Annotated in this window: 23 protein-coding genes; 10 read left to right on the top strand and 13 right to left on the bottom strand. The window is 70.2% G+C overall.

All coding sequences use genetic code 11. The features are described from left to right. Positions 1-142 precede the first annotated feature (142 nt). Positions 143-1,609, bottom strand: coding sequence for a hypothetical protein (locus tag HY049_13320; protein MBI3449882.1), 1,467 nt, complete (start codon positions 1,607-1,609; stop codon positions 143-145). A 250-nt stretch (positions 1,610-1,859) separates the two neighbouring features. Here HY049_13320 and HY049_13315 point away from each other — a divergent pair, with 250 nt between their 5' ends. From HY049_13315 to HY049_13300, 4 genes are read left to right on the top strand one after another with little or no spacing between them, the layout of a single operon-like run. Next, positions 1,860-2,528, top strand: a complete 669-nt coding sequence (locus HY049_13315) for a hypothetical protein (GenBank protein ID MBI3449881.1) — start codon at positions 1,860-1,862, stop codon at positions 2,526-2,528. 42 nt (positions 2,529-2,570) lie between these two features. After that, the gene (locus HY049_13310) at positions 2,571-3,518 is read left to right on the top strand and encodes a hypothetical protein (GenBank protein MBI3449880.1); all 948 of its coding nucleotides are present in this window, start codon (positions 2,571-2,573) and stop codon (positions 3,516-3,518) included. 15 nt (positions 3,519-3,533) lie between these two features. Beyond that, complete coding sequence (locus HY049_13305; protein ID MBI3449879.1) at positions 3,534-4,967, top strand: DEAD/DEAH box helicase; 1,434 nt, start codon at positions 3,534-3,536, stop codon at positions 4,965-4,967. Further along, positions 4,964-5,863: a MoxR family ATPase gene (locus tag HY049_13300; protein ID MBI3449878.1), complete on the top strand. Its 900-nt coding sequence runs from the start codon at positions 4,964-4,966 to the stop codon at positions 5,861-5,863. Before HY049_13305 ends, HY049_13300 begins: the two co-directional genes overlap by 4 nt. Before the next feature lie 24 nt (positions 5,864-5,887). On the opposite strand, the gene HY049_13295 is transcribed toward HY049_13300, so the two are convergent. Beyond that, positions 5,888-6,166, bottom strand: a complete 279-nt coding sequence (locus HY049_13295; protein MBI3449877.1) for a hypothetical protein — start codon at positions 6,164-6,166, stop codon at positions 5,888-5,890. 727 nt (positions 6,167-6,893) lie between these two features. On the opposite strand from HY049_13295, the gene HY049_13290 reads away from it, so the two are divergent. Both HY049_13290 and HY049_13285 read left to right on the top strand, forming a co-directional pair. Next, complete coding sequence (locus HY049_13290) at positions 6,894-7,598, top strand: VWA domain-containing protein (GenBank protein MBI3449876.1); 705 nt, start codon at positions 6,894-6,896, stop codon at positions 7,596-7,598. Then, positions 7,595-9,589, top strand: a complete 1,995-nt coding sequence (locus HY049_13285) for an RNB domain-containing ribonuclease (protein ID MBI3449875.1) — start codon at positions 7,595-7,597, stop codon at positions 9,587-9,589. Before HY049_13290 ends, HY049_13285 begins: the two co-directional genes overlap by 4 nt. Here HY049_13285 and HY049_13280 read toward each other — a convergent pair. Together HY049_13280 and HY049_13275 are read right to left on the bottom strand one after the other, a co-directional pair. Beyond that, positions 9,586-10,617 carry a dihydrodipicolinate reductase gene (locus HY049_13280; protein ID MBI3449874.1) on the bottom strand — a complete coding sequence of 344 codons (1,032 nt, stop codon included), beginning with the start codon at positions 10,615-10,617 and terminating at the stop codon, positions 9,586-9,588. The two genes, HY049_13285 and HY049_13280, sit on opposite strands and share 4 nt — an antisense overlap. Before the next feature lie 13 nt (positions 10,618-10,630). Beyond that, positions 10,631-11,107 (bottom strand): tetratricopeptide repeat protein, encoded by a 477-nt coding sequence (locus tag HY049_13275; GenBank protein MBI3449873.1) that lies wholly within the window; start codon positions 11,105-11,107, stop codon positions 10,631-10,633. A gap of 57 nt (positions 11,108-11,164) precedes the next feature. Between HY049_13275 and HY049_13270 the strand changes: the two genes are divergently transcribed. From HY049_13270 to HY049_13255, 4 genes are all read left to right on the top strand, one after another. After that, positions 11,165-12,076, top strand: a complete 912-nt coding sequence (locus HY049_13270; protein ID MBI3449872.1) for an alpha/beta fold hydrolase — start codon at positions 11,165-11,167, stop codon at positions 12,074-12,076. Between the two features lie 104 nt (positions 12,077-12,180). Beyond that, positions 12,181-13,329 carry an efflux RND transporter periplasmic adaptor subunit gene (locus tag HY049_13265; GenBank protein MBI3449871.1) on the top strand — a complete coding sequence of 383 codons (1,149 nt, stop codon included), beginning with the start codon at positions 12,181-12,183 and terminating at the stop codon, positions 13,327-13,329. Positions 13,330-13,336: 7 nt separating this feature from the next. Continuing rightward, positions 13,337-14,581: an ABC transporter permease gene (locus HY049_13260; protein ID MBI3449870.1), complete on the top strand. Its 1,245-nt coding sequence runs from the start codon at positions 13,337-13,339 to the stop codon at positions 14,579-14,581. Positions 14,582-14,588: 7 nt separating this feature from the next. Then, complete coding sequence (locus HY049_13255; protein ID MBI3449869.1) at positions 14,589-15,824, top strand: ABC transporter permease; 1,236 nt, start codon at positions 14,589-14,591, stop codon at positions 15,822-15,824. A gap of 19 nt (positions 15,825-15,843) precedes the next feature. On the opposite strand, the gene HY049_13250 is transcribed toward HY049_13255, so the two are convergent. The 9 genes from HY049_13250 to HY049_13210 form a co-directional block, all read right to left on the bottom strand. After that, positions 15,844-18,516 (bottom strand): hypothetical protein, encoded by a 2,673-nt coding sequence (locus HY049_13250; GenBank protein ID MBI3449868.1) that lies wholly within the window; start codon positions 18,514-18,516, stop codon positions 15,844-15,846. 40 nt (positions 18,517-18,556) lie between these two features. Beyond that, positions 18,557-19,324, bottom strand: coding sequence for a hypothetical protein (locus HY049_13245; GenBank protein ID MBI3449867.1), 768 nt, complete (start codon positions 19,322-19,324; stop codon positions 18,557-18,559). Between the two features lie 17 nt (positions 19,325-19,341). After that, a complete protein-coding gene (locus HY049_13240; protein MBI3449866.1) occupies positions 19,342-21,600 on the bottom strand; it encodes a hypothetical protein in 2,259 nt (752 codons plus the stop codon). Further along, a complete protein-coding gene (locus HY049_13235) occupies positions 21,597-21,944 on the bottom strand; it encodes a BlaI/MecI/CopY family transcriptional regulator (protein ID MBI3449865.1) in 348 nt (115 codons plus the stop codon). The genes HY049_13240 and HY049_13235 overlap by 4 nt, the downstream gene beginning before the upstream one ends. A gap of 234 nt (positions 21,945-22,178) precedes the next feature. Then, positions 22,179-22,733 (bottom strand): chlorite dismutase family protein, encoded by a 555-nt coding sequence (locus tag HY049_13230; GenBank protein MBI3449864.1) that lies wholly within the window; start codon positions 22,731-22,733, stop codon positions 22,179-22,181. 12 nt (positions 22,734-22,745) lie between these two features. Next, positions 22,746-23,978 (bottom strand): RNA polymerase sigma factor, encoded by a 1,233-nt coding sequence (locus HY049_13225; protein MBI3449863.1) that lies wholly within the window; start codon positions 23,976-23,978, stop codon positions 22,746-22,748. Between the two features lie 20 nt (positions 23,979-23,998). Further along, a complete protein-coding gene (locus HY049_13220) occupies positions 23,999-24,358 on the bottom strand; it encodes a YciI family protein (GenBank protein ID MBI3449862.1) in 360 nt (119 codons plus the stop codon). Between the two features lie 22 nt (positions 24,359-24,380). Beyond that, positions 24,381-24,995, bottom strand: a complete 615-nt coding sequence (locus HY049_13215) for a uracil-DNA glycosylase family protein (protein MBI3449861.1) — start codon at positions 24,993-24,995, stop codon at positions 24,381-24,383. After that, positions 24,995-25,261 carry an antibiotic biosynthesis monooxygenase gene (locus HY049_13210; GenBank protein MBI3449860.1) on the bottom strand — a complete coding sequence of 89 codons (267 nt, stop codon included), beginning with the start codon at positions 25,259-25,261 and terminating at the stop codon, positions 24,995-24,997. The genes HY049_13215 and HY049_13210 overlap by 1 nt, the downstream gene beginning before the upstream one ends.

Raw genomic sequence — 25,261 nt, 5'->3', positions numbered from 1 at the left:
GGGCGGTAGCGTGTGGCTTCACCTGAAGGCCTCCGTTTTGTGTGACATTGCGCGTCTCGACAACCGCAACGTAACACGGACCGGGGGCCTTTCTTCTTCATTTCCTCAGTTCCTCGCGTCTCCGGACTCGCTTAAACTGGGACTAACCAACAGAGCTGGCGGGGATCAGCGGCGCGCGCTGAGGCCCGCCGCCCAGGCCGCGCTTCTCGCGGGAGAGCCGATGCTGATCGCCGATCCGACCGGGGTGACGGGGGACTGAAAGGAGAGGGCCGGCCTCACCAGGCGACGGCGAAGGCCGGGGTGCCGTCCGGTTGAGGATCAGATGGCGCCTCATCACCCGCCCGCCGGGGTTCTCGGCCGGGGTGAGGATGAAGATCGGGTCCCTCATCCCCGGCACTTTCCCCTGATCGTCCCACGGCGGCGGATCGAAGAAGTACTTCGTGTGCGTGAGGCCGTGCTTCTGGAACTCCGCGGGCGGAAAGGCGAAGAGGTAGAGGCGCAGGACGTAGGTGGACGTCGCTTTCGGCGTCACGTAGATCGCGTCCCGCTTCCCGACCTCATCCATGGCGATCTGGAGCGCCTCCTTGAACCCGTACTGCCACCATGGTCCGGAGTACTTCGGGTAGTCGACGAAGTAGCGCTGGAGGTAGAGCCCCGTCGAGAGGATCGCGCCCACGAGAAGCAGGGCCGCGACGGCGATCCCCCGGCGCGTCCTGCCGGCGACGAAGCCGTCGCGGCCGAAGAGGGCGGCCACGCCCGCGCCCGCCAGGGCGTAGATCGCGGGAAGGGTGGCGATCGAGCGGATCGCGTGCCGCGGATCGATCGTGAGCGCCGCCGGGATCGGCCCCGCGAAGAGCCACGCCGTCAGGAACAGATCGGCGGGGCTCCGCCGCCTCAGCGCGGCGACGAGGCCGGCGAGCAGGAACAGAAGATCGTGCGCGTGAAGCTCGCCGAAGCCCGCGACCTGGTGCCTCTGGATGGGATCGCCGTCGGTTACCAGGAATCGCGGTGAGAAATACCCGGCGTAGTTCCCGAGGAACTGCCGGAGGAAGTCGGCCCCGGAGTAATACTTCATCAAGCCGACGTCGCTGGCACGGGTCTGCGTCCCCGGCGTCAGCGTGAAGAGCACGACGGGCAGCGCGATCACCGTCACGACACCCACGAGGAGGGCGAGTCTCCGGGCTCCCAGGGACGCGAGGCGCCTCCTGAACGTGACGCAGAAGGCCGCCAGGAGGATCGGCACCACGATCTTGGCCGCGACGTACGTGTAGAGAGCAAGCGTCAGGAGCGCCGCGCCGAGCAGGATCCACCCGAACCCGGGGCGAGCTCCGGGGGGTCGACTCTCCTCGGCGGGCGGGGGCGCGCTCGCCCCACCCTTGAGGAGCGCCGCCGCCCCGGCCGCGAGGAGGAGAGGGAGGAGCGTCGCCTGGAATCCGACCCGGCTCAGGTGAAACGCCCACGGGGAGAAGGCCATGAGCGCCGCCGCGGCGAGCGCGGCGCGTTTTCCCGCGAGGGCGAAGGCGATGGCGGCGACGGCGAGGAGGTCGAGCGTTCCGGCGGCGGCCGCCACCGCGCGCGCGGCCGCCTCCGTCGTCCCCAGGATCGCCACGGGGATGGTCGTCAGGTAGATGTAGAGGGGTTCTTCCCATCCCGCCCCGAAGACGTCGAAGAAGAGCGGCGTGGGAACGCCTCGCGAATCGGCGTCCGTCTTGAGGAGGCAGTAGGCCTCGTACCCCTGGAACGCCTCGTCGCAGTAAAGCGCCGGCGGAACCGACGAGAGGCGCCAGAACCTCAGGGCCCCTCCCGCGATGACGACGCAGAGAAGTGCGGCGACCCTCCTCCTCGGGGATCGCGACGTTGTGGATGGCGCCGACGAGCAGCAGGGCGTGGCCGATCCTGGCGCGCACCGAGACGCGCGAGCCCGAGGACTCGGCGTGCTTGAGCCAGCGCCGCAGGGGGGGGATGAGGTCGCGCCCGCCCAGGAGCGCGATCAGCTCCGGACCTTCCTCGGGGCCGGAGGCCTCCATGAAATCGTCGAACCGCTCGACGGCCAGGGCGAGCGCCGCCGGCGACATCAGGTCCGACAGGACGACGAGGATCGAGTGGACGGCGTCGGGGTGCAGCTCGTGCCGATCCATCTCGCGGCGGGCGGCGTCGACCGCCTCGTCGCCGAACTTCACGATGGCCCGCTCCGCCGCTCCGTACATGAAGCCGTTCTCCTCGGCGAGGTAGCCCAGGAGGAGCGGGATGTGGGCCGGGAGCTTCATCTCGCCCAGCGTGTCGATCGCGATCACCTTCGGGAAGAAGGGGCCGCGCGCCTCGAGCGTTGCGACGCACCACTGCTCCAGCCGATCGCGCGACTCGCCGGTGGCTGCCGCCGCCAGCTTCGCGGGAAGGACCTTGAAGAGCGCCCCCGTCTCCCTCTCGCCGAGGGCGAGCAGCCTGTCGAGATCGTTCCCGGCGCGATCGCACTCGCGCTCGAAGTTCAGGTAGGGGGCCGTCTTGAAGAGGGCGGACAGGAGGAGTGAGATCACCCACGTGTGCATCGGGTGGCCGAGCCGCTCCGCCTCGTGGAGCACCTCGTCGCGCTCGAATCCGGAGGCGAGGGCGGCGAGGCGCTTCGGCAGCACGTCGCCGGGGTCGGCCGAGGAAGCGGTGACGGCGCGCGCCCGCGCGGCCACGAGGGCGGCGAGCCGGCCGGCCATCGTCCGGAACTCGCCGCCGGCGAAGGCCTCGGCCAGGGCGGCCCTGTCCGACTCCGGGATCTCCCGGCGGGCCTCGCAGTCGTAGCCGTTCTCGATGGATCGGAGCGAGCGCTCGAGATCGACGCGCCCCGAGCGATCCGTCCGCAGGCACCACGACACGTCGTCGAGCTGCAGGTTCTCCTGGATCGTCTGGATGCCGGCCTCGGCGGAGTCGATCCCGCGGAAGTGCAGCGCGGTGATCCACTTCCCGACCAGATCGCCCAGCCGGTCGTCGCCGAAGATGCGGAGGCACCCTTTGAGCGCCGCCGGCTCGGCGTACAGCTCGGGGCGCCGCAGGACGATCTCTCTCGCGGCGTCGGCGGCGTCCTCCGACCCCCTGGCCACCGCCATCTCGGCGAGGCCGGCGACGATGGGGGCGAGGGCCCCTTCCGCCAGATCCCGCCGGTGGAGGGCGGCGCGGGCGAGCCTCGGGGCCTCGGCGTATCCGAGGCGCGCGAGCGACTCGAGGCACTGTCCCGGGAGGAGCCCCGCACCCCGCGTGAACCCCTTGGCGAGGACGGGCATGTGCTCATGGCGTCCGTGCGTCCCGAGGTGCTCGGCCACGAGGGCCGGCGTCGAGTCGTGGTCGTCGAAGAGGAGATCGGCGATGGCCGAGGCGGCCCGCTCGGGGTAGAGGTGGACGAGCCGATCGGCCGCCCAGTAACGGACTTCCGCGTCCTCGAACCGCGCGAAACGGGCCAGATCTTCGAAAGACCAGAGGGGGGAAGGCATGGCCGGGAGTCTATACCAAACCCTAAGGGCCGCAAATGCTAGACTGCTTCACCCACGATGAAACGATTCACTGAATTTCCACTCAGCATCGAGCTTCTGGAAGCGCTCCACGAGATGGGGTTCCACCGCTGCACGCCCATCCAGGAGAAGGTCATCCAGCATCTCCTCGACGGCAAGGACGTCGCGGGGATGGCGCAGACGGGCACCGGGAAGACCCTCGCCTTCCTCGTCCCGATCCTGCAGGGGCTCAAGCCCAACGGCCACGTCCAGGCGCTCATCGTCTGCCCGACCCGGGAGCTCGCGCTCCAGGTCGGTCAGGTCGCCATCGACCTCGGCGGCCGCATCGGCGTGAAGGCGGCGGTCATCTACGGCGGCACGGCCCTGGGCCATCAGCGCAAGTCGGTCTTCGCGGGGCCGGACATCGTCGTCGGGACGCCGGGGCGCCTCATCGAGTTCATCCGAACCAGCGTCATCCGGATGCGGTACCTCCGCTACCTGGTCCTCGACGAGGCCGACCGGATGCTCGACATGGGCTTCATCGAGGACGTCGACTTCATCCTGAAGTCGGCGCCGTCGAGCCGGCAGACGCTCCTTTTTTCCGCGACGCTCGCCGGGCCGGTCATGAAGATCGCCTCCGCCTACATGCACGATCCGATCAGCGTGCAGGTGAGCCCTCCGACGCTCCTCGCGGAGCGGGTCGTCCAGCGCGTCGTCCGCTGCTCCCATCGCGACAAGGAGGAGATGCTGGTCAAGATCCTGAAGCAGGATCCTCCCGATCTCGGCCTCGTCTTCACGGCGACGCGCGAGGCGACGACGGAGATCGCCCGGCGCCTGCGACAGGCCGGGTTCGAGGCGGGGTCGCTCAGCAGCCTCCAGACCCAGCGCACGCGCGAGGCGATCGTCCGGATGTTCAAGGACAAGGAGTTCCGGATCCTGGTCGCCACCGACGTCGCGGGGCGCGGGCTGGACATCACGGGAATCTCCCACGTCGTCAACTACGACGTCCCCCAGGACCCGGAGGACTACGTCCACCGCATCGGCAGGACGGCCCGCGCGGGCAAGGGGGGGACGGCGATCACGCTCGTCGCGACCTCGCAGGACATGAAGCGGCTCGACGCGATCGCGAAGCTGACGAAGCTTCCGATGGAGGTCGAAGGGGACGGGCCCGGGGTCGAGCCCCTCCCGGACGAGCCGTCGCGCGGACGCGGGCGGGGACGCTCCGGCGACCGATCCAGGCATTCTTCGCACTCCTCGCACTCCTCGCATGCGTCGCATTCTTCGCACCGGTCGCACGCCCCGAAGTCCGCGAGCGACGCTCTGCCGGCGAAGGCGTCGAGCCATGCCCCCGCCGCGAAGGCCGCGGGTCCCGCGCAGGCTTCGGAGGGTGACGAGGCTGCGGCGGCTCCGGCCGGCCGCCGGCGCACGGGCCGGCGCAGGGGCGGACGGGGCCGCGGCGGCAGAAAGCCGGTGGCCCCGACCGAGGATCGGTGACCTCCGGGGAGATTCAGGAGGCCTTCGATCGCGAGGGCTTCGTCTGCTCCCCCGACGTCGCCACGAGCCTCTTCCTCGCCGAGTCGCTCGGCAAGCCCCTCCTCCTCGAAGGCCCTCCCGGCGTCGGCAAGACCGAGATCGGCAAGCTCTGGGCGAAGTTCCACGACGCGCCTCTCATCCGCCTCCAGTGCTACGAAGGGCTCGACGAGTCGAAGGCGCTGTACGAGTGGTCGTACGGCAAGCAGATGCTCTACGCCCAGCTCGTCCGCGAGAAGGTGGGGGATCTCCTCCGCGACTCCGGCGACCTTCACGGGGCGATGGCGGTGCTCCGGGGACAGGCCGACGAGTTCTTCTCGCGGGACTTTCTCCTCCCGCGCCCGCTCCTCGCCGCGATCACCTCCGAGCGTCCCACGGTGCTCCTGATCGACGAGGTCGATCGCTCGGACGAGGAGTTCGAGGCGTTCCTGCTCGAGATCCTGTCCGACGGGCAGGTGTCCATCCCCGAGCTGGGCACGATTCGATCGAAGAATCCGCCCCGCGTGATCCTCACGAGCAACAACAGCCGGGAGCTCTCGGATGCCCTGAGGCGCCGGTGCCTCTACCTCTTCATCGACTACCCCGACGCCGAGGCCGAGAGGCGCATCCTCGAGAAGCGGGTTCCCGGCCTCGACGCAGAGCTTTCGGCGCGCATCGTGCGGTTCGTTGCGAAGCTGCGGAAGGCGGACCTTCGGAAGGCCCCGGGGATCGCCGAGACGATCGACTGGGCCGCTTCCCTCGCCCTCGTCGGCGCCGCGTCTCTCTCGAAGGAGGCGCTGCGTCAGACTCTCGGCGCGCTCCTCAAGAATCGGGAGGACGTGGAAAGGATCCTCGAGGATCCGTCGCGGTTCAGGGTTTGAGATTCGGCCGAAGGCCGACGGGGCTCACGCGATGAAGCGGATGATCAGGGTCAAGAGCAGGCGCCGCCACACCGAAACGTCGTGAGATCCGGCGACGGGGGTGCGGGGGCTCAGGGAGTGGGGCGTCGGGGAATGGGGCTGGCCGGTCTGGCCGCTGTGCGCCCGGTTGTTGTTGCTGCATGTGGTGATGCCCCCCGGATCGTCGCAGCCACCTCCGGTCGTGAGAACCGGCGACACGAGGAAGAGAAGTGCGGCGCAAAGCGACACAGCGAGAAGCCTGCGCTGGATATGCGAGAATCTCATCGCCGCACCCTTCGACTCGGTTCGACAGGAAGCACCGAACCCACAGTAGCGCGATAATTATACGCTCGCCGGCACGGATAGGGCGAGATTTTTTTAAAGAAATTCGCCCGCGAGCCGAGGCAAAGGTAGGTTCCCCGAATTGAAAAGTCTCGTCGATGGCCTCATCCGCGAATTGAGGACGCGGGGCGTCCGGGTTTCCACGGCCGAAGGGATCGACGCCGCCCGCGCCGCGCTCGCGATCGGGATCGAGTCGAAATCCGCTCTGCGCGCGGCGTTACGGGTGACCCTCTGCAAGCGGAGGGACGAAATCCCCCTGTTCGAGGAGGTCTTCGACCGGTATTTCGCACCCCCTCGCCCCCTCCGCGCGCGCGGCGCCGCCCGGGCGGGCGAGCCGAGCGAGGACCCCTCAGGCTCGAGGGGGCGCGGGGAGTCGTCGGGAGGGGGACCCCCCCCGGTCGGCCCCCCGAAGGCCGAACCCCCTCGGCGCCGGAGAACGCGATGGCCGACCGGCCGGAAACGCCGGGACGAGTCGGCGCGTTCGGGAGGAAAAATTCCCCTCGAGGCGGGCCCGCGCTCCTCCGGGCGGGTTCCGAAACTCGTACTCCAGAGGTCCCCTTCCGCTTCGCTTCGTCTCGACGCGCGGAGGGACGACGGGGTGCATGGCGTTATCGCAAGCCCGCGCCGCATCCCGCTCCGCGGGTTCGTCGGCACCGAGGACGAGGCCCGGATGGCTCGTGAGATCCCGCCCATCATCGAGGAGATCCGCCTCCGGCGCGGGCGGCGATACGCCGAGGGCCCGCGGGGGAGGCTCTGGGTGAAGAAAATGATCCGCGAGAGCCTCGGGCACGGAGGCGTTCCCTTCTCCCTTCCGATGAAGCGGCGACGCCCGAGGCGGCCGAGGGTCGCGCTTCTCGTCGACGTCTCGCACAGCGTCACGCGAGCCGCCGGCTACTTCCTTCTGATCTGCCGCGGCCTCGCCGCCCGCCTCGGGCGCACGGAGGTCCATCTCTTCGTCGATCGCGTCGCCGACGCCACGCCGGCGGTCCGACTCTGGGCGGGGCGCCGCGGGGGCGCCCTCGATTTCCGGAGCTTCCTCTCCACTCTCCCGGGGATCGATCTCCAGGGGGCGAGCGATTACGGCCGCGCCTTCCATCAGGCCCTCGGATTCGTCGGACGCTCGTCGGGGCGCGAGACGGTGCTCGTGGTGCTCGGCGACGCGAGGAGCAACCACAGGGATCCGCTCGCCTGGGCGTTCGAGGAGCTGTCCGGCCGGTGCCGCAGGGTCCTCTGGCTGAATCCCGAGCCGCACGCGCTCTGGAACACGGGGGATTCCGTCATGCGCGTCTACGAGCCTGCGTGCGACGTCGTGTGCGAGGCGCGGGATCTCGAGGGGCTGACGCACGGCGTGCGCGCGATCCTGAGGAGCCTTTGAGCGACGCGCGCCCCGGCGATCTCATCGACATCTTCGAGGCGGGCGACGTCGTCACCGCCGTCATCCTCTCCGAGGAGAAGGGGCGTCTGAAGATCGCGCTCGAGACGGGGGGCGAGATCCGGATTCCCGCCTCCCGCGTCGTCCACGTGGCGGCGCGGGGCGCCCCCGTCGAGCCCCGGCTGGCGCTGCAGGCGGCGGCTCGCCATGGCGCGGACGCCCGGTCACGGGCCGAAGCGATCGACGTCCCCTCCCTGTGGGATCTCCTCGTGGACGAAGGGGGGCGTCACTCCACCGCGGATCTCGCGGGGCTCGCGCTCGGTGAGGCGGCGCCGGCCAACGCGTCGGCGGTCCTGAGGCGCCTGTCCGCGGAGAAGACCTGGTTCGAGAGGAAAGGGGAGAAGTGGGAGGCGCGGAGCCGCGAGGAGGTCGACGACTCGCTGAACCGCCAGCGCGCGCTCGCCGAGAAGGAGAGGCGGCGCGCCGACTTCATCGATCGCGCGCGCGAGGCCCTTCGCGCCGGGAAGGACGCGCCGCGGTTCGCCCCCGGCCCCGCCGACGCGCTCTTCCTCCGCAAGCTCGTCGATCTCGCGGTCCTCGCCGACGAGGCGCCGGATCGGAAGGAGGCGGTCGCCCTCGCCGTGGAACTCGACTCCGCCTCGCACGCGACGCCGGCCGGCGCCTTCGATCTCCTCGTGCGCCTCGGCGTCTTCGACACCGACGAAAACCTCGACATCCACCGATTCGGCCTTCGCACCGCCTTCCCCGCCGAGGTGGAGGCGGCGGCGTCCGTCGCAGCGACGCGGGCCGTCTCGGGGCGCCGCGACCTGACAGGCCTCCCGTGCGTCACGATCGACGATCCCGAGACTCTGGAGATCGACGACGCCCTCTCGTGGGAGGGAGGGGCCGGAGACTCCGGGACGGTCGGCATCCACATCGCCGCGCCGTCGGCCTTCATCCTCCCCGGCGACATCGTGGACGAGGAGGCCCTGAGGCGTGCCGCGACCTATTACTTCCCGGGGCGGCGCCTCGCGATGATCCCGAAGGCGATCTCGGAGGAGGCGGCGAGCCTGAACCCCGGGGCCATCCGGCCGGCGCTGACCTTTTTCGCGACCTTCGACGAGGAGGGGCGGCTCCTCCGCCACGAGATCGTCCCCTCGATCGTGAGGTCTGCGCGCCGCATGAGCTACGAGGAGGCGGACGCCGCCCTCCTCTCGGGGCCGCTCCGGGCGCTCCATCTCCTGGCCGATCGCCTCGAGCGGGAGCGGGTCGCAGCCGGCGCGGTCGTCATCCGCGCCCCCGAGATCGTCGTCAAGGTGAAGGAAGGGGGGCGGGTCGAGGTGACGCGCCTCGACGAGCGCGGCCCGTCGCGGCGGCTCGTCGCCGAGATGATGATCCTCGCGAACCGCCTGGCCGCCGAGCACTGCCGCGATCGCGGGATCCCGGCCATCTACCGGCGCCAGCCCCCTCCCGAGGTCCGCCTCCCCCCGATCCCGGAGGGGGAGTACGATCCCGTCGCCGTCCGCGCCCTCCGCCGATCGATGCGGCGTGGGGAGGTCTGCCTGTCGCCGGCCCTCCACTTCGGTCTCGGCCTCGAGGCGTATCTCCAGGCGACGTCGCCGATCCGGAGGTTCCAGGATCTCGCCGTGCAGCGCCAGATCGAGGCTCAGCTTGCGGGGCGCCCGCTGCCCTACGACGCCGAGGCGCTCGCGCGCATCGCCGCGACGACCGACGAGGCCGAGCGCGCCGCGCGCCGCGCCGAGAACTCGTCCGACGAGTACTGGATCCTCAAGTACCTTGCGGGAAGGATCGGCGAGACGGTCGAGGGGGTCATCGTCGCCGTGGAGACCCGGAAGACGGAGATCGAGCTGGTCGAGACGCTCAGGGTCGTCACGCTCGCGCCGAGGCCCGACCACAGGGCGGGGACGAGGGTGAAGCTCGTCATCGACTCGGTGCGACCGCGCGAGGGAATTCTGAAGGTGCGCGAGGTTTAGCGCGTCCGGTTCGAAGGCCTCGGCACCGGGAGGTCGAGCGCGGTGTGGAGTCCCGGCGGCGCCGCCACCACGCGGGGGATGGCGTTGAGGAGCGCCGCGATCGTGGCGGTGTCCCCCGGCAGCCCTCCAATCAGGAGCATCCGCACGGGAGGATCGGCGTCGATCGTGGCCGCGTCGTGGGACTCTCTGACGCCGAGGGCCATGACGACGTCGAGGCGCAGGATCTCGCGACCGGCGCGCCGGCCGCTGAGGCTCTGATGGAGGCCGGCGACCTGCCCTTTCCTCACCGGGCCGAAGGCGGAGGCGAGCGTCCTCGTCGCGATCACCGGGTGGGACTCCTCGCGGATCTCGTCCACGTGCAGATCGCATCCGGTGGCCACGAGGAGAGCCGACTCCCGGAGCCCGATGTGGCCGAACCCTCCGGCCGCGAGGCGCCGCGTCGCCTCGGCGGGCGCCATCCCGACCCCCACCTTCTTCTGGAACGACGCCCGCCGCGTCCCCGCGTCGAGGACGCGCTCGATCCGGACGCCCCTGACGTTGCGGCTGGCCGCGGAGGCGACGATCGGGAGGATGTCCATGACGAACCCCGGGTTCACCCCCGTGCCGAGGACGGCGACCTTCTTCCTTCGGGCGAGGAGGTCGAGCCTGCCGGCGAGCGTCGCGTCCGCGGCGAAAGGAAGCGCGAGCTCCTCGGTCGAGGAGACCACGGGGAGGCCGGCCCGGACGCACTCCATCACCTGCGGGAAGACCTTCGCGAAAGACGACTGCGTGGTGTGGAGCGCGACGTCGGCGCCGCCGCTCCGCGCGAGGGCCGCCGCGAGCGACGGCGACACCCGGAGCGACCGCGGAGGACGCACCCGCGATCCGCTCCCGAGCAGCTCGAAGAGCGCGCGCCCGGCCTTGGCCGGGTCGACGTCGACGGCGCCCACGAGAGTGAGCCCCTCGGATTCGAGCACGGCGCGCGCGCAGGCGGCCCCGATCATGCCGAGGCCGTACTGGACGACGCGGATCTCGCGGGGTCTCTTCATCGATGAGAGGCGGTCAGTTGAGCATCGCCTGGAGGCGGGCGAGGGCGATCTGGGCGACGTTGTACTCGGGGTCTATCCTCAGCGCCTCGCAGTACTCGTGCATCGCCTCGAGCCAGAGCCCCTTCTTCTCGAAGACGCGGCCGAGGTTGTAGTGCGGATAGTGGTAGGCCTCGTAGCGCGGGGCCGCGAGCGCGCGCTTCAGGTACGGGATCGCCTCGTCGAAGCGGCCGGCCTCGATGAGGTACGCGCCGATGTCGTTCAAAGGGTTGCCGAACTCGGGGTCGGCGACGATCGCCTTCTCGCACTCGCGGATGGCGTCGTCGAACCGTTTCTGGAAGGCGTAGGTCCAGCCGAGAAAAGTGTATGCCTCGGCGGTGGGGAGAACGGCGAGCGATCGCTTGTAGAGCGAGATCGCCCGCTCGAGATCTCCGTTCATCTGCTGCTCGTACGCCTCCTGGAAGAGGTCGAGCGCGCGATCGCGTTTGTCCATGAAATGGTTCCGAAATCGAGTATAGGAATCGTGCGGATCTTGTGTCAATCTCGCGACATGCGCGCGTGCACGGTCCTCGTCCCGCTCCTCGCGCTCGCCGCGTGCGCGCCGAAGATCCCCGGAGGGGACGCGATGGCTCACGTCAACGGGATCGATCTCCACTACCACGTCGAGGGGTCGGGGCCGGTGCTGATCGTGCAGCCCGGGGGGCCCGGCTTCGAGTGGAAGTACCTGAGGCTTCCCCTCGTCGAGAAGTTCGCGACGGTCGTGTACGTCGATCCGCGCGGATCCGGGGACTCGTCACGCCCCGAAGGGGTCGAGAGCTACCGGATGGATCGGATGGTCGACGACCTCGACGCGCTGAGGGAGCACCTGGGGCTGACCCGGGTGGCGCTGATGGGCCACTCTCACGGCGGCATGGTCGCCCAGCTCTACGCGATCCGGCACCAGGCGAGCCTGCGGAAGCTCATCCTCTGCGCCACCGTGGCTTCGGCCGGGGACCCCTGGTCGGCCGAGGTCGGCGCGCGCGCGAAGGAGCGCTCGGGGGAGGCCTGGTACCCCGAGGCGTCGGCCGAGCTCTTCGGGGGCGGGCGGGCGACGAGCGACGACGACGCGCGCGCCCGGTTCAAGAAGATCGCCCCCTTCTACTTCTACCGGTGGGAGCCCTTCAGAGAAGAAACGCTCAGGATGCTGGACGCCCTCCGCATCAACCCCGTCCCCCAGGCCACCTTCGCGACGCTCGACGCCCCCGCCTTCGACACCCGGGAGGGTCTCAAGGCGCTCCGCGTCCCCACCCTCATCCTCGCCGGGCGCCATGACTTCGCCTGCACCCCCGCGCGGGCGGCCGAGATGAACGGCCTGATGCCCAACTCCCGGCTGGTCGTCTTCGAGAGGAGCGGCCACTTCCTCTATCAGGAGGAGGCGGAGGGGTTCGCCCAGGCGATCCGCGGATTTCTCTTCGAGGACTGAGTCGAATTAAACCCCGCCCGCATCTAAACGTAAGCAGGGGTCACGGGCATCCAAAGGGAGTCGGCCGTCCCGCATCTCGCCGGGAGGCGTGGGGAGTCATCACCATGAAACGCGTCAAGAAGCCCGTGGTCGTCGTGGCGGCGGTTCTCCTCGTGGGCGCGGTCAGCGCCTATTTCGTTTGGTCGAAGGACAAGGGGGCGGGACCGCAGGGTCCGAAGACGGCGAAGGTCGGGCGCGAGGATCTCGCCCGCGTCGTCCTCGCCACCGGCAAGATCGAGCCCTTCTCGAAGGTCGAGCTGAAGTCGAGGGCGAGCGGAGTCGTCGAGAAGCTCCTCGTGGATCAGGCCGACTCCGTGAAGGCGGGCCAGATCGTCGCCGAGCTGGACAAGTCGATCCTCGCCGCCCGCGTGCGCGAGGCGCGCGGATCGCTCGAGGCGGCGACGGCCGAGCTCGAGAAGGCCAGAATCGACGCGGAGCCGACCGAGTACGAGTTCACGAAGAAGGACTTCGACCGGAAGCAGGAGCTCTTCTCCCAGAAGCTCCTCTCGCGCGCCGACCTCGACGCCAGCGAGAAGGACTTCCGCCTCGCGAGCAACCGGTTCCAGTCGGCCCGATCGAACCTTGCCGTCGCCCGGGCGCAGGAGATCAAGGCCCAGGCCGCGCTCGACAGCGCAGACGAGGAGCTCAGGAACTCCACCATCGTCTCGCCGATCGACGGCATCGTGCTGAGCCGGGACGTCGAGGTGGGCAACGCCGTCGCCTCGGTCATCTCGGCCGCCTCGGGCGGGACGCTCATCATGACGATCGCCGACGTGCGGAAGATGCACGTGAAGGGGAGGGTCCCCGAGAGCGACGTCGGCAAGATCAAGGTGGGGATGCCCGCCCGCATCGGCGTCGAGACCTTCCGCGACGAGAAGTTCAAGGGATCCGTGAACAAGATCTCCCCCCTCGGCAAGGAGCAGGACAACGTCACGTCGTTCGAGGTCGAGGTCGTCATCGACAACGACACCGAGAAGCTGAAGACCGGCATGACGGCGAACGCCGAGATCATCCTCGAGGAGCACCAGAAGACCCTCGTCATCGCGGAGGCGTCGATCATCTACGACGAGGGTGGCGCGACGTCGGTCGAGATCCCCGACCCCGGCACCGAGGCGGGGAAGAAGAAGGTGCCGGTGAAGACCGGCATCAGCAACGGCGTGAAGACGGAGATCACCGAGGGGCTCAAGGAGGGGGACACGGTGGTCCCCCGGTGAGAGCGCGTTGACCGCCGCCCGCATGGACTTCGGCGACGTCGTGCGCCAGAGCTTCGCCGACCTCAGGCAGAACAAGCTCCGCTCCGCCCTCACCATGTTCGGCATCGCGTGGGGAATCGCCTCGGTCGTCTTCCTCGTCGCGCTCGTCGCGGGGTTCGCGGACGGCGCGCGCAAGAGCATGGCGACGCTCGGCCGCGACCTGATGATCGTGTGGGGGGGGCGGACGAGCCTCGCGAGCGGCGTCGCGCGCGCCAACCGTCCCATCCGCCTCCGTTTCGACGATCTTCCCGCCCTCGCCCGCAATCCCGTGATTCGCGGCCTGAGCCCCGAGGTGGTCAACTGGAGCGCGCGCATCGCCCACCTCGACAAGTCCGCGCAGGGGCGCGTCCACGGCGTCGCCCCGAGCTTCCAGGAGATCCGCTCCCTGACGATCGACGACGGCCGGTTCATCAACGAGCGCGACGTCGCCGAGGCCCGCAACGTCGCCGTCCTCGGCTGCGAGACGAAGCGCCGCCTCTTCGGGGGGCGCCGCGCCGCCGGCGAGGTGATCACGATCCAGGGGACGCCGTTCCTCGTGGTCGGCACGATGCCGAAGAAGGAACAGCACAACATGTACTACGGCCCCGACGACGAGATGGTGATCGTGCCGTGGACCGTCTCGAGGCAGGTCCTCGGGAACCGGTGGCTCGACAACCTGGTCATTCAGCCCGCGGACATCGCGAAGTACGACCTGACCGAGAAGGCGGTGAAGGAGACGCTCGGCTCGGCGAACGGCTTCAACCCCGACGACCCGCAGGCTCTCCCGATCTGGAACACCGTCAAGAACGCCGCCGACGCCGAGACGCTGTACGCCGCGATCAAGACGCTCATGGGGGCGATCGGCGCGGTGACCCTCGCCATCGGCGGGCTCGGCGTGATGAACATCATGCTCGTCTCCCTCGCCGAGAGGGTCCGGGAGATAGGCCTTCGGAAGGCGCTCGGCGCCACGCGGCGCACCATCCTGAGCCAGTTCCTCGCGGAGGCGGGGATCCTCTGCGGCCTCTCAGGCGCGCTCGGGATGGTCCTCGGGTGGCTCCTCTGCGTCCTTGTGGGGCACTCGAGCCTCCCCGACGGCTTCAACCCGCCGGTGATCAACCTCTCGTCCCTCGTCATCGCGACGCTGGTCCTCGGCGGCGTCACCATCGCCTCCGCCCTCTACCCCGCCATCCGCGCGTCACGCCTGAACCCCGTCGCGGCCCTCAGGTACGAGTGACGCGCGCGTGATATTGCAGCAGGCCCTCGCCAACCTCGCCGCCAACTGGCTGCGGAGCGCCCTCACCCTCTTCGGCATCCTCTGGGGGATCGCCTCGTTCGTCGTTCTCCTCGGCATCGGGCGCGGCTTCCAGAGCAACCAGCAGGAGCGCTTCCAGGCCTTCGGCGTGGACATGGTCGTCGTATGGCCCGGGCAGACGAGCGCGCAGGCGGGCGGGCGCCGCGCGGGCGAGCCGGTCCTCCTCACCGACCTCGACACGGCGATGCTGAAGGCCTCGGCGTCGCGCGTGAAGCGGATCAGCCCCGAGGTGATCCAGTGGGGGATGAACTTCCAGTACGGCCCGCGGTCGTTCTCCGGCGAGGTCCACGGCATCCACCCCGACTACGGCGTCATCCGCAGCATGGTCCTCAAGCGGGGGCGCTTCATCCAGCAGGCCGACGTGGACGAGTCGCGCCGCGTCATCGTCATCGGGGGCGAGCTCCGGCAGAACCTCTTCTCGGAGCGCGTCCCGATCGGCGAGAAGATCCTCGTCCGCGGCGTCGAGTTCACCGTCATCGGCGAGATGGAGATGAAGAACCAGTCGTCGTCCTACAGCGGGCGCGACAACAAGAAGGGGTTCATCCCCTTCACCACGGCGCGCGCCGTGATGGCACGCCCCTTCCTCAACGATTTCGTCTTCCAGCCCACGTCGGCCGACGAGCACGAGGCGGCGATCGCCGAGGTGAAGCAGATCCTGGGCCGGCACCACGACTTCGACCCGAACGACAAGGACGCGCTCTCGATCTGGGACACGGTCGACTCGTTCAAGAGCATCTCGAACCTCTTCGCCTCGATCAAGGTCCTCCTCGGCATCGTGGGCGCCATCACCCTCTCCGTGGGCGGCGTGGGCGTCATCAACATCATGCTCGTCGCGGTCAAGCAGCGGGTCAACGAGATCGGCGTGCGGCGCGCCATCGGCGCGAGGCGCAGCCAGATCTTCGTCCAGTTCTTCGTCGAGTCGCTCATCATCTCGATCACCGGCGGGGGCGGCGGGATCCTCGCGGGGGTCGGGCTGTGCCGGATGATCGCCGGGATGAACCTGCCGCAGGGGTTCGCCCCGCCGTCGGTGACGCCGGGGATCCTGATCGCAGCCGCCGCCATTCTCGTGACCGTGACCGTCCTCGCGGGGATCATCCCGGCGCTCCGCGCGTCGAGGACGACGCCGCTGATCGCGCTGCGCGAATCGGCCGCGACGGTCGGATAGTCCCGGCCGGAATCGATCCCTACGGGCAGGGGCTCACGTTGGGTCTCGGCCCCGCCGGCCCGCTTCCGAGGCCGCTCACCCCCATGCAGTTCCTCGAGGCGACGAGGTAGTAGAACGCCCGGCCGAGGGCGGGCGCGGCCGTGTCGGTCGCGCTCGCCGCGGGGATCCCGGAGCTGAGGCACGCGTGGTCGTAGGTGAAGGGGGACTTCCCGGCGCGATCGCCGCGGTACAGGTCGTACGCGATCGCGCGAGGCGGCGCGGTCCAGGTGAAAGAGCCCCCCGCCCCCGCGGCGACGGTCGCCCCGACCTCGTCGGGAGGCGCCTGCCCTTCGTCGACGCTCCCGTCGCAGTTGTTGTCGACGCCGTCGCAGACCACCTCGGGGCTCCCGGGGCTGATCGCGGGGTCGGCGTCGTTGCAGTCGCAGGCGGCGCCGTAGCCGTCGAGGTCGGCGTCGGTCTGGGGGCCGTTGGCGACCGACGGGCAGTTGTCGCAGGCGTCCGCGACGTTGTCGCCGTCGGCGTCGGGCACGCCCCCTCCCGCGCAGCCGTGGATCTGCCACGCCCCGCGGCCGTGCGCCGTCGCGGTGATGAGGTTCGAGGCGCGGGCGGCGAGCCTGACGACCGGGGCGTTGGGAAGGCCGGTGCCGAGCTGCCGCCACGTTCCACCGCCTATCGTGGAGACGAAGACCCCCGCGTCGGTGCCGACGTAGACGATGTTGGGGAGGGAGAGGTCGAAGACGATGTGGTTCACGGGGAGGTCGGGGAGGTTCCCCGAGACGTCGGTCCAGGAGAGGCCGCGGTTCGACGTCCTGAAGACGTGGCCGTGCTCGGTGGCCGTGTCGAAGCCGGTGTAGGTGACGTAGGCGACGCTCGAGTCGGCCGGGTGGACGGCGAAGCTGCTGACCTTGCGGTGCGGGATGGGAGGGGAGTCGGCGTGGACCCAGGCGGCGCCGAGGTTGGAGGTGACGTAGATCTGCCCGTTCGTGGAGCCGGTGTAGATGACGTTCATGTCCGGGCCGCCGGCGCCCATCGCGCTGAGGACTCCGAGGTTGTTCGGGTCGGCGGGGTCGACGGTCAGGTCTCCGCTGATGGGCTGCCAGAGATCGCCGCGATCGGCCGTTCGATACAAGCGATAAGAAGCGAAATAGAGGACGCTCGGATCTCTCGGATCGATCTCGAACGGCGGGTAGAAGAGGCTCCGATCGTGGAAGTCCAGCCCTGCGGCAGCTCCTCCCCAGGTCGCGCCCCCGTCCAGGGACCTCTGGGGCCCCGTGCCGAAGCCCAGTGTCCAGTACACGACGTTCGGGTCCTGGTAGTTCAAGATCGGGGCGCCCGCGTCGCCTCCTCCGACGAGCGTCCACGCGGTGGATCCCGAGTACTTGAAGAATCCATTGTCCTGGGATCCCGCGAACGCCACGTCCGGATTCGTGGGGTGGACCGCGACGCCGTAGAACTGGGTGATGTTCATCCCCTGGTCGTTGGACTGCCAGAGCACGGGAGCCGGGCCGAGCGCGTCGTCGAGGAACTGCATCCCGCCGTCCGAGCCGATCCAGAGCTGGGAAGGCGCCAGCGGATTGAAAGCGATCGCGTGTTCGTCGCCATGGAGCAGCTGGTTCAAGCCGCTGTTGATCTTGATGAAGAACTGCCCGTTGTCCATCGAGCGGTACATCGCCTCGGCGCCGAAGAAGATCACGTTCGGGTTCGCGGGGCTGACCCCCAGGATCATCTCCTGCTTGCACCGCGTGCACGTCGCGCCGCTCGCCGGAAGCTGCTGCCAGGATGCCCCGCCGTCCGCGGTGCGCCAGATGCCGAGAAGCCCCTGCGTGGCGGAGTTCTCGACCCCCGCGAGCAGAGCCTGTCCGACGCCTGCGACCTTCGCCAGGATGATGCGGCCGACGTTGGCCGTGGGAAACCCGCCCCCGAGCTTCACGAACGTCGCCCCGTGATCGGCCGACCTCCAGAATCCATTGTTCGGCGAGCCGTTGCTGTCGCCGAGGGCGGCGTAGAACGTGAGCGGGTCCGTCTCGTCGGCGACGAGGCTGGTGGGCGTGACCGCCCCCGCGGGAAGCCCCCCGCCGAGCACGCGCGACCATGACGCGCCGCCGTCGGCCGACCTGTAGATGCCGCCGTCGATGTCCAGGTTGTCCTCGTTGAACGATTTCACGGCGGCGTAGACGGTGTCCGGATCGAAGAGATCGACGACGATCGCGGGGATGGCGGTGCGATTGTGGGGAGCGCGGATCGGATCGAGAGGCGATGTCGCCGACCAGGTGATCCCCAGGTCCCTCGATCTGAAGACGCCCCGACCCGCGAACGAGTTTCGGGCCCCTCGCGCGTCACCTGTTCCGACGTAGACCGTGTACGGTCCGGAGGTCGCCGCCGCGACCGATCCGACCGAGAGCGTCGGCAGCGTGTCGGTGAGGGGGCGCCAGCTCGCGGCGGTGCTGGCGTCGCTCTTCCACAGCCCCCCGGAGGCGGCCCCGGCGTAGACGACCGGAGAGACCGGCGTGTCGTAGGCGAAGGCGATGCAGGTGATCCGCCCGGAGTGCGACTGGTCGCCCGGATTCCCGATCCCCTGCACGGGGCCGAGCGCCTGCCACGTTCCCGGAGTCGGCGCCGGATTCGCTGCGGAAGCGAGGGCCATCGAGCAGGCGAGCGCCAGGAGCATTGTCGCACCAGGCGCAGCGCGCATCGGGCACCCCCGGTTGTCGAGGTTGAGCAGGGAGATGCTATCAGGCCATCGAAGGGAGGTCCATCCCGGCTCGCTCCGAGCGCGCCTCGTGCAGCGCCAGCGCGATCCCCGCCCACGGGCTGAGGCCGTGCGCGGGGTACCCCAGGGCGTGGGCCGCCGGATCCCCGAAGAGGCACGCCATCACCGTGGCGCGATCCGTCGCCGCAAGGTGCGGCGCGAGAACCCGCCGCGTGGTGGCGAGATCTTCGGCGTCGAGCGCCGGCTCCGTCGCCCCGCCTCGCGCGAGCGCCGCCCCCTCCTGCGCCATCATCGCGCCGAGAGTCGCCGCCTCGCCGTGGGCCAGAATGTACGCCACGCGATGGATCGCCGTCGCCGCGGTGACGCGCGCCGTGGTCGCGGACGCTCTCTCGCTCGACCAGACGAGTCCGACGATCCAGCCGCGCTTGTGGAGCGCCCGCCCCTCGATTCGATGGCCGAACTCGGCCGCGTAGCGATTGGTCCACCGGCCGCGCGCGTCGTCGGCGACGACGAGGCAGACCCTGTAAGTGCCGGGGACCGCCCTCACGGCGGGGGCGCACGCGGCGACGGCCTCGCGCGCCGCGCCATCGGCGTCGAGGGCGAGGAGCTCGTCGAGGAGGGCCGGGATGTGGTCCTTCGCCATCGGGTTCATCGCGACGAGCGGCAGCGCGAGATCGCCCGTGCGCGCGTCGACCATCGTGCGGAGGTAGGCGCGGAACCTCTCCATCCCGCGCGGCACGCCGTACGGCTCGCGCTGAGTTTTGAGGAGGGGGACGAACTCGAGGTCCATCCCCCCATGGTAGCTTCTCAGGTCCCGAGACGAATCTCGATGTCGCCGTTCACCGCCCTCACCTTCACGAGACCTTTTCCGCGGCCGGCGGTCCCCGACGCGCGCACGTAGCGACGCGGCGTCCCCTCACCGTCGTCCAACGCCTCGGGCGCCTCACGGTGTTGGATCCACTGAGACGGCGCGTTGATGCGGACGCTCTTCGAGGAGTTTTCGGTTCGCGCGGTCTCAAGATCTAGCCGGCCATCGAAGTCCGCGGGGAGCGTCACGGTGACGCGCCCGCGGCCGGTGCGGATGTCGACGCTCTGCGCCTCACCTCCGGCGTCGATGAGTGTGACCTCCACGTTTCCCGCGCCGGTCGAGGCGACGACCGAGCCGGCGACGGGGCCGATCGAAACGTCGCCCCCCCCCGTCGAGGCCTCGACGCGACCGGACGAGACGCCGATGCGGACGTTGCCGCCTCCCGTCGAGACGACCGCCCCCTCGGGCGCCGCGTCGAGCTGCACGTTGCCGCCGGCGCGGGAGAGCTCGAGCACTCCGGAGGTCGTCGTCACCTCGCTAGAATCGTCGTCGACATCCGGCACCTCTTCGTCGTCGCCTTCGTCCGAGTCCATATCGTCTTCCGCGCGCTCGTCAATCGCCGCGTCGACGCGGGAATCAATCTCCCTGGTGACCTTTTCCCGGAGGACGCGCGTGACCGGACCCGAGCCCGACTCGCCGCGGAGGTCGCCTCGGTTTCCTTCGATGCGGACTTTGCCGCCGCCGGTCGTGACCGACCCGTCGAGGGAGCAGTCGTCGACGAACACGTCGCCTCCCCCTGTCGAGAGGTGCGCGCGCCCCTTGACGTGCACGATCTTCAGCGTGCCCCCTCCCGTCGAGCCGTCGATCGTCCCCTCGAGATCGTTGACGATGACGCTCCCTCCCGCCGACTCGACATGGACGTCGAACCGGCGCGGGACGTGGACCTCGAAGCGGTTCCCGAAAGACGTGTTGCCGTCTCCTTCCCACCGCGTCTGTACGACGATCCGGTCTCCGTGCCGCTCGACGGTGACGTGCTCCCGCTTGAAGTCGCGGCCCGTGAGCCTTCCCGTCACCTGCACCGCCGGGGTGTCCCAGCCGCGCACGATGACCTCGCCTCCGGTCGGGAGATCGAAGGAGATCGTCTCCCCCTCCTTCGCGTCGACGCGCTGATCGATCGCGGTACCCTCATCCACGGCGGTCATCGAGCCCGCGTGACGCGATTCCGCGGCCCGCGCCTGCGGGACGAACTTCACCGCGACGAGCGGCACCAGCACCGCGGCGAGGGCGATCCCTGAGGCGATCCGGAGGCGGCGCGACGCGACGCCGCGCCTCGACGCGCCGTCGAGGACGGCGAGGAGGCGCCCTTCGAGCGCCGACCGGCGCGTCATGCCGATCGACACGGCCGTCGTCAGACGCAGATGGCGCGAGCCGCGGGCGACGTTGAGAAGGTGCGTCGCGTAGTCGGCCGGAGGGGAGCCGGCCGCCAGGACGCGGTCGTCGCACGCCCGCTCGCTCTCGGCGAGGGCTCCGCGCGCCGCGAGCCACGCCATCGGGTTCCACCAGTGGAGCGCGCACGCCCCCTGCGAGAGGAACTGGACGAAGACGTCCTGCCGGTCGATGTGCGCCAGCTCGTGGAGGAGGACGTCGGTCGCGAGGGACGGCCCCCATGAGGAGGACTCGGCCGGCAGAAGGACGATGGGCCGGCGCGCGCCGAACGTGACGGGGGAGCCGACGTCGGGACTCGCGGCGAGGGCCACGTCCCGCGTCACGCCGAGGAGGCGTCGCGCCGCATCGAGGCGCGCGAGCCATTCGGGATCGGTGATCGGCGTGCTGCGCCGCCTCAGCCTCACGAGGCCGAGGTGTCCGAGCGCGTAACGGGCCGCCATCACGAGGGCGCCGGCGAGCCACAGAAGCATGAGAGACCCCGAGCGGGAGGGTGCGGCCGGTGAGGCCGGTCCCCCCGCCGGGATCGTCCGCGGGGCGGGGGCGGCGATCGGGATCGAGCTCGATGCCGCCGGGGCGGCCGTCTCGGCCGGCGGCGGCGGGCCCGCAAGCCATGGAACCGCGACATCGAGTCGCGGCGCGAACGGAACGGCCAGGGTGAGGGCGATCGCCCCCGTGAGCGCGAGCGTCCAGACGAAATGGCGCGTGGCGGCGGACGAGCGCCTCAGCGCCGCGGCGGCGAGCGCCGCCAGCGCGAACAGGATGGTGACGTCCACGACCAGGCTCGCGCCCGTCCGGGTGAGTTGATCGATCATCGGCGGCCTCCCTTCCGTCGTGCGGTGGCGATGAGCGCCTCCAGGCGGCGGCATTCCTCGTCGGTGAGCGGCTTGTCCGAGGCGCCGAGCATGGCGGCGACGGCGGACTCCATCGAGTTTCCGAAGAACGTGCGGAGCAGGTGCTTCGCGGCCGAGCGCTGCGCCTTCCCGGGGTCGGCCGTCGGGTGGTAGACGTGACGGGGGCCGTCCCACTCGTGGGCGGCGTACCCCTTCCCTTCGAGAAGGCTCAGCATGGCCCGCACCGCGGAGTAGCTCGGCGGGTCGGGGAGGTCTTTGAGGACCTCGGCCGCGGTAGCGCGCCCGCGGCGGAAGAGGATGTCCATGATCTGGCGCTCGCGCCGCCCCAGCTCGTTCAGCTCCTTCACGTGCCCTCCAATCCGTTTCCGCCTCGCGGCGACGTGTGCTGCTCCGTTAGCAATATGCTAGTACACTAGCACTACGTCGCGCGGGGCGTCAAGGTTTCAGACGAGGAGATGGAAATCCTGGGGTGGGGCGGCTCAGACGCCCCACGGGACGAGCGCGCGGGTCGGGGCTCTTCCACGCGCAGCTCCCCGGGGTCAGCTCCCGTCACGCTCGAGCCGGATGTCGATCTCGCGCTCCACGTACGCCCACTCGGCGGTGAGGCGCAGCCGGGCGACCAGCTCCTCGAAGGCGCCGGCGTCGGCGGAGGCGTACTCGAACCAGGTGATGAAATCGAAGGGCTCGCCGAGATCGCGTCCGTGATGCAGGCGGCGCGCGACGGCCGGAAGGTACGCGAGGCCGGTCTCGATGTGGGCCGAGCGCTCCTCGAGGATCGCCCGTCGCTCGTCCTGGGCGAGGCCCCACCACTCCGCCGACTTCCGGATCGGGATGAGAGCGGCCGAGGTCGCGGCGGTCCGGCCGAGAGGGGGAGACTTGGCCGCGAGCGCCGCGTGCTCCGCGCGCGTGACGTAGCGCTCGTGGCTCGTGACGCCGCGAAGGATCCAACGGGATCCCTCGGGAAGGGCGTCGAGCCGGCGGTTGACGACGTCGACGCGCTGGACCGCATCGAGCGGCGCGCCGATCACGGGCACGAGCGTCACGACGCGCCAGGGGCCGGCGCCGCCTCCGATAAACGTGAACTCCCTCGTCATGAGGTCGTCAGCCTACCTCCGGCCCGCCAGTCCGGCCAGCCTCCGCTCGAGGAACCGGCGCTCGGGCTCCTGCCGGACGAGGGCGAGAGCGCGCTGGTACGCGTCGCGGGCGTCGTCGGTCCGGCCGGCCCGGCGCGCGAGCTCGGCGCGCGCCGCGTGGGCCAGGTGGTAGTCGGCGAGGTCGCCGCGGGCGAGGATGGCATCGACGAGAGCGAGCCCGGCGGCGGGCCCGTCCCTCATCGCGACGGCGGCGGCGCGGTTCAGCTCGACGACGGGGGAGGGGTCGAGGCGCGCGAGAAGATCGTAGAGGCCGACGATCTGCGCCCAGTCCGTGGAGACGGCATCGCTTCCCTCGGCGTGCACCGCCGCAATCGCCGCCTGGAGGGTGTACGGGCCGACGCGGCGCGAGGCGAGCGCCTGCGAGACGAGCTTCGACCCCTCCTCGATGAGCCCCCGGTTCCAGAGCGATCGATCCTGGTCGTCCAGAAGGACCATCTCTCCCGACGCCGACGTCCGAGCAGCCCGGCGCGACTCGTGGAGGAGCATCAGCGCGAGGAGGCCGGTCGCCTCGGGGTCAGGCAGCCGATCGACGAGAAGGCGGATCACCCGGATGGCCTCCCCCGAGAGATCGGCGCGCACCAGCGACGCCCCCGACGAGGCGAAGTACCCCTCGTTGAAGACGAGGTAGAGGACGCGGAGCACGGGCTCGAGTCTTTCGGGAAGCTCGGCGAGGAGCGGCACCTCGTAAGGGATTCCGGCGTCCCGGATCTTCGCCTTCGCGCGCACGATGCGCTGCGCCACCGCCGGCGGCTTCACGAGGAACGCGGAGGCGATCTCCTCCGTGGTGAGGCCGCAGACCTCACGGAGCGTCAGCGCCACCTGGGCTTCGGGTGGCAGCGCCGGATGGCAGCAGGTGAAGATCAGCCGGAGGCGATCGTCCTCGAGATCCTCGGGGTCTGCGGCGCCGGAACCGGCGGCTTCCCTCAGGCGGGCCGCCTCCGGGGCGAGGCTCGTGTCGAATCGGGCGCGGCGCCTCAGGCGATCGATCGCCTTGAAGCGCCCCGTCGAGACGAGCCACGCGCGCGGGCTCGCCGGGACTCCGTCGGCGGGCCACCGCGCCAGCGCCTCGGCGAAGGCGTCGTGAAGCGCCTCCTCCGCGAGATCGAAGTCGCCGAGGAGGCGGATGAGGGTGGCGAGGACGCGCCGCGAGTCGGAGAGGTAGAGCGCCTCGACCGTCGAGGCGATCTCCGCGGCCGCGTCCCGGGTCACGCCGTCGCGGGAGGCTCGGCCACCGGCCGGACCTCGACGCACCCCGTGCGGGCGCCGGGTATCCTCGAGGCGAGATGGATCGCCTCGTTCAGGTCGCGCGCCTCGAAGAGGAAGTAGCCGCCGAGCTGCTCCTTCGTCTCGGCGAAGGGGCCGTCCGTCGTCATGAGCTTCCCGTTCCGCACGCGCACGGTGCTCGCGGCGTCGACGTTGTGGAGCCGGTTTCCGTCGACGAAATGGCCGCTCTTCCTCGTGTCGTCGCGGAGCGCTCGGTACTCGCCCATCGTCCGCTCCATCTCGTCCTTCGGGAGAGCCGACCACACCGTCTCGTTGTGGTAGATCAGGCAAAGGTATTTCATCGCTTCCTCCGTTCGGTCGGGGTCAGCCTTGCATGCCCGTTGGTCGAACGGAAGGGGCTCGGATCGACAGGAGCCGGCTCACCCTGAGCCGCAGCTCGGGGACGACGTCGCGCTCGAACCAGGGGTTCGTCCGCAGCCAGAGGTTGTTGCGCGGGCTGGGGTGGGGGAGGGGGAGGCGCGCCGGCCAGTGGCGGCGCCACTCCTTCACCAGGTCTGTCAGAGATCCCTCGTGGTCGGGGAAGTGGTACTCCTGCGCGTACCGCCCGACGGCGAGCGTGAGCTCCAGCCCCTTCATCTCCCGCAGGAGATCGCCCCGCCACGCCGGGGCGCACTCGGGCCTCGGAGGGAGGTCGCCGCTCCGGCCGGTGCCGGGGTAACAGAAGCCCATCGGGATGATGGCGAACCTCTTCGGATCGTAGAAGGCCTCGCGGTCGACGCCCAGCCACGCGCGCAGCCGGTCGCCGCTCGGGTCGTCGAAGGGCTTCCCCGACGCGTGGACGCGCCTTCCCGGCGCCTGCGACGCGATGAGGATCGGCGCGGCGGGGCCGGCCTGGAGGACCGGGCGAGGGCCGAGCGGAAGGTGCTCCTCGCAGAGGCGGCACGCGCGGACGCGCTCGAGGAGCGCCCTCAGGCTCATCAGCCGACGCGCCTGAAGAGGGCGATCTCGACCGGCCCGGCGAGGAGCGCCGCCGATCTCCCGAGGAATCCCGCGATGTGCGGCGCGGCAAGGTGGGCGTTCAGGTCCTCCTCGCTCATCCAGTTCTCGTGGAAGAGAAAGCTCGACGCGTCCCCCTGCGCCTCGTGAAGATCGTAGTTGAGGCACCCCTTCTCCCCTCGCGTGGGAGGCAGGAGAGCGAGCAGCTCCTTCCGGAGCGCCGCTTCCATGCCGGGCTTCGCCTTCAT

Source organism: Acidobacteriota bacterium (genome assembly GCA_016195325.1).
Taxonomy (GTDB): Bacteria; Acidobacteriota; Polarisedimenticolia; order JACPZX01; family JACPZX01; genus JACPZX01.
This window is presented reverse-complemented; position numbering and strand designations above follow the sequence as displayed.

Bases quoted from the DNA above. Each gene is read 5' to 3' on its own strand.
- HY049_13305 (MBI3449879.1), top strand. From the start codon at position 3,534: ATGAAACGATTCACTGAATTTCCACTCAGCATCGAGCTTCTGGAAGCG.
- HY049_13295 (MBI3449877.1), bottom strand. From the start codon at position 6,166: ATGAGATTCTCGCATATCCAGCGCAGGCTTCTCGCTGTGTCGCTTTGC.
- HY049_13290 (MBI3449876.1), top strand. From the start codon at position 6,894: ATGGCTCGTGAGATCCCGCCCATCATCGAGGAGATCCGCCTCCGGCGC.
- HY049_13280 (MBI3449874.1), bottom strand. From the start codon at position 10,617: ATGAAGAGACCCCGCGAGATCCGCGTCGTCCAGTACGGCCTCGGCATG.
- HY049_13275 (MBI3449873.1), bottom strand. From the start codon at position 11,107: ATGGACAAACGCGATCGCGCGCTCGACCTCTTCCAGGAGGCGTACGAG.
- HY049_13270 (MBI3449872.1), top strand. From the start codon at position 11,165: ATGCGCGCGTGCACGGTCCTCGTCCCGCTCCTCGCGCTCGCCGCGTGC.
- HY049_13265 (MBI3449871.1), top strand. From the start codon at position 12,181: ATGAAACGCGTCAAGAAGCCCGTGGTCGTCGTGGCGGCGGTTCTCCTC.
- HY049_13250 (MBI3449868.1), bottom strand. From the start codon at position 18,516: ATGCGCGCTGCGCCTGGTGCGACAATGCTCCTGGCGCTCGCCTGCTCG.
- HY049_13245 (MBI3449867.1), bottom strand. From the start codon at position 19,324: ATGGACCTCGAGTTCGTCCCCCTCCTCAAAACTCAGCGCGAGCCGTAC.
- HY049_13240 (MBI3449866.1), bottom strand. From the start codon at position 21,600: ATGATCGATCAACTCACCCGGACGGGCGCGAGCCTGGTCGTGGACGTC.
- HY049_13235 (MBI3449865.1), bottom strand. From the start codon at position 21,944: ATGGACATCCTCTTCCGCCGCGGGCGCGCTACCGCGGCCGAGGTCCTC.
- HY049_13230 (MBI3449864.1), bottom strand. From the start codon at position 22,733: ATGACGAGGGAGTTCACGTTTATCGGAGGCGGCGCCGGCCCCTGGCGC.
- HY049_13220 (MBI3449862.1), bottom strand. From the start codon at position 24,358: ATGAAATACCTTTGCCTGATCTACCACAACGAGACGGTGTGGTCGGCT.
- HY049_13215 (MBI3449861.1), bottom strand. From the start codon at position 24,995: ATGAGCCTGAGGGCGCTCCTCGAGCGCGTCCGCGCGTGCCGCCTCTGC.
- HY049_13210 (MBI3449860.1), bottom strand. From the start codon at position 25,261: ATGAAGGCGAAGCCCGGCATGGAAGCGGCGCTCCGGAAGGAGCTGCTC.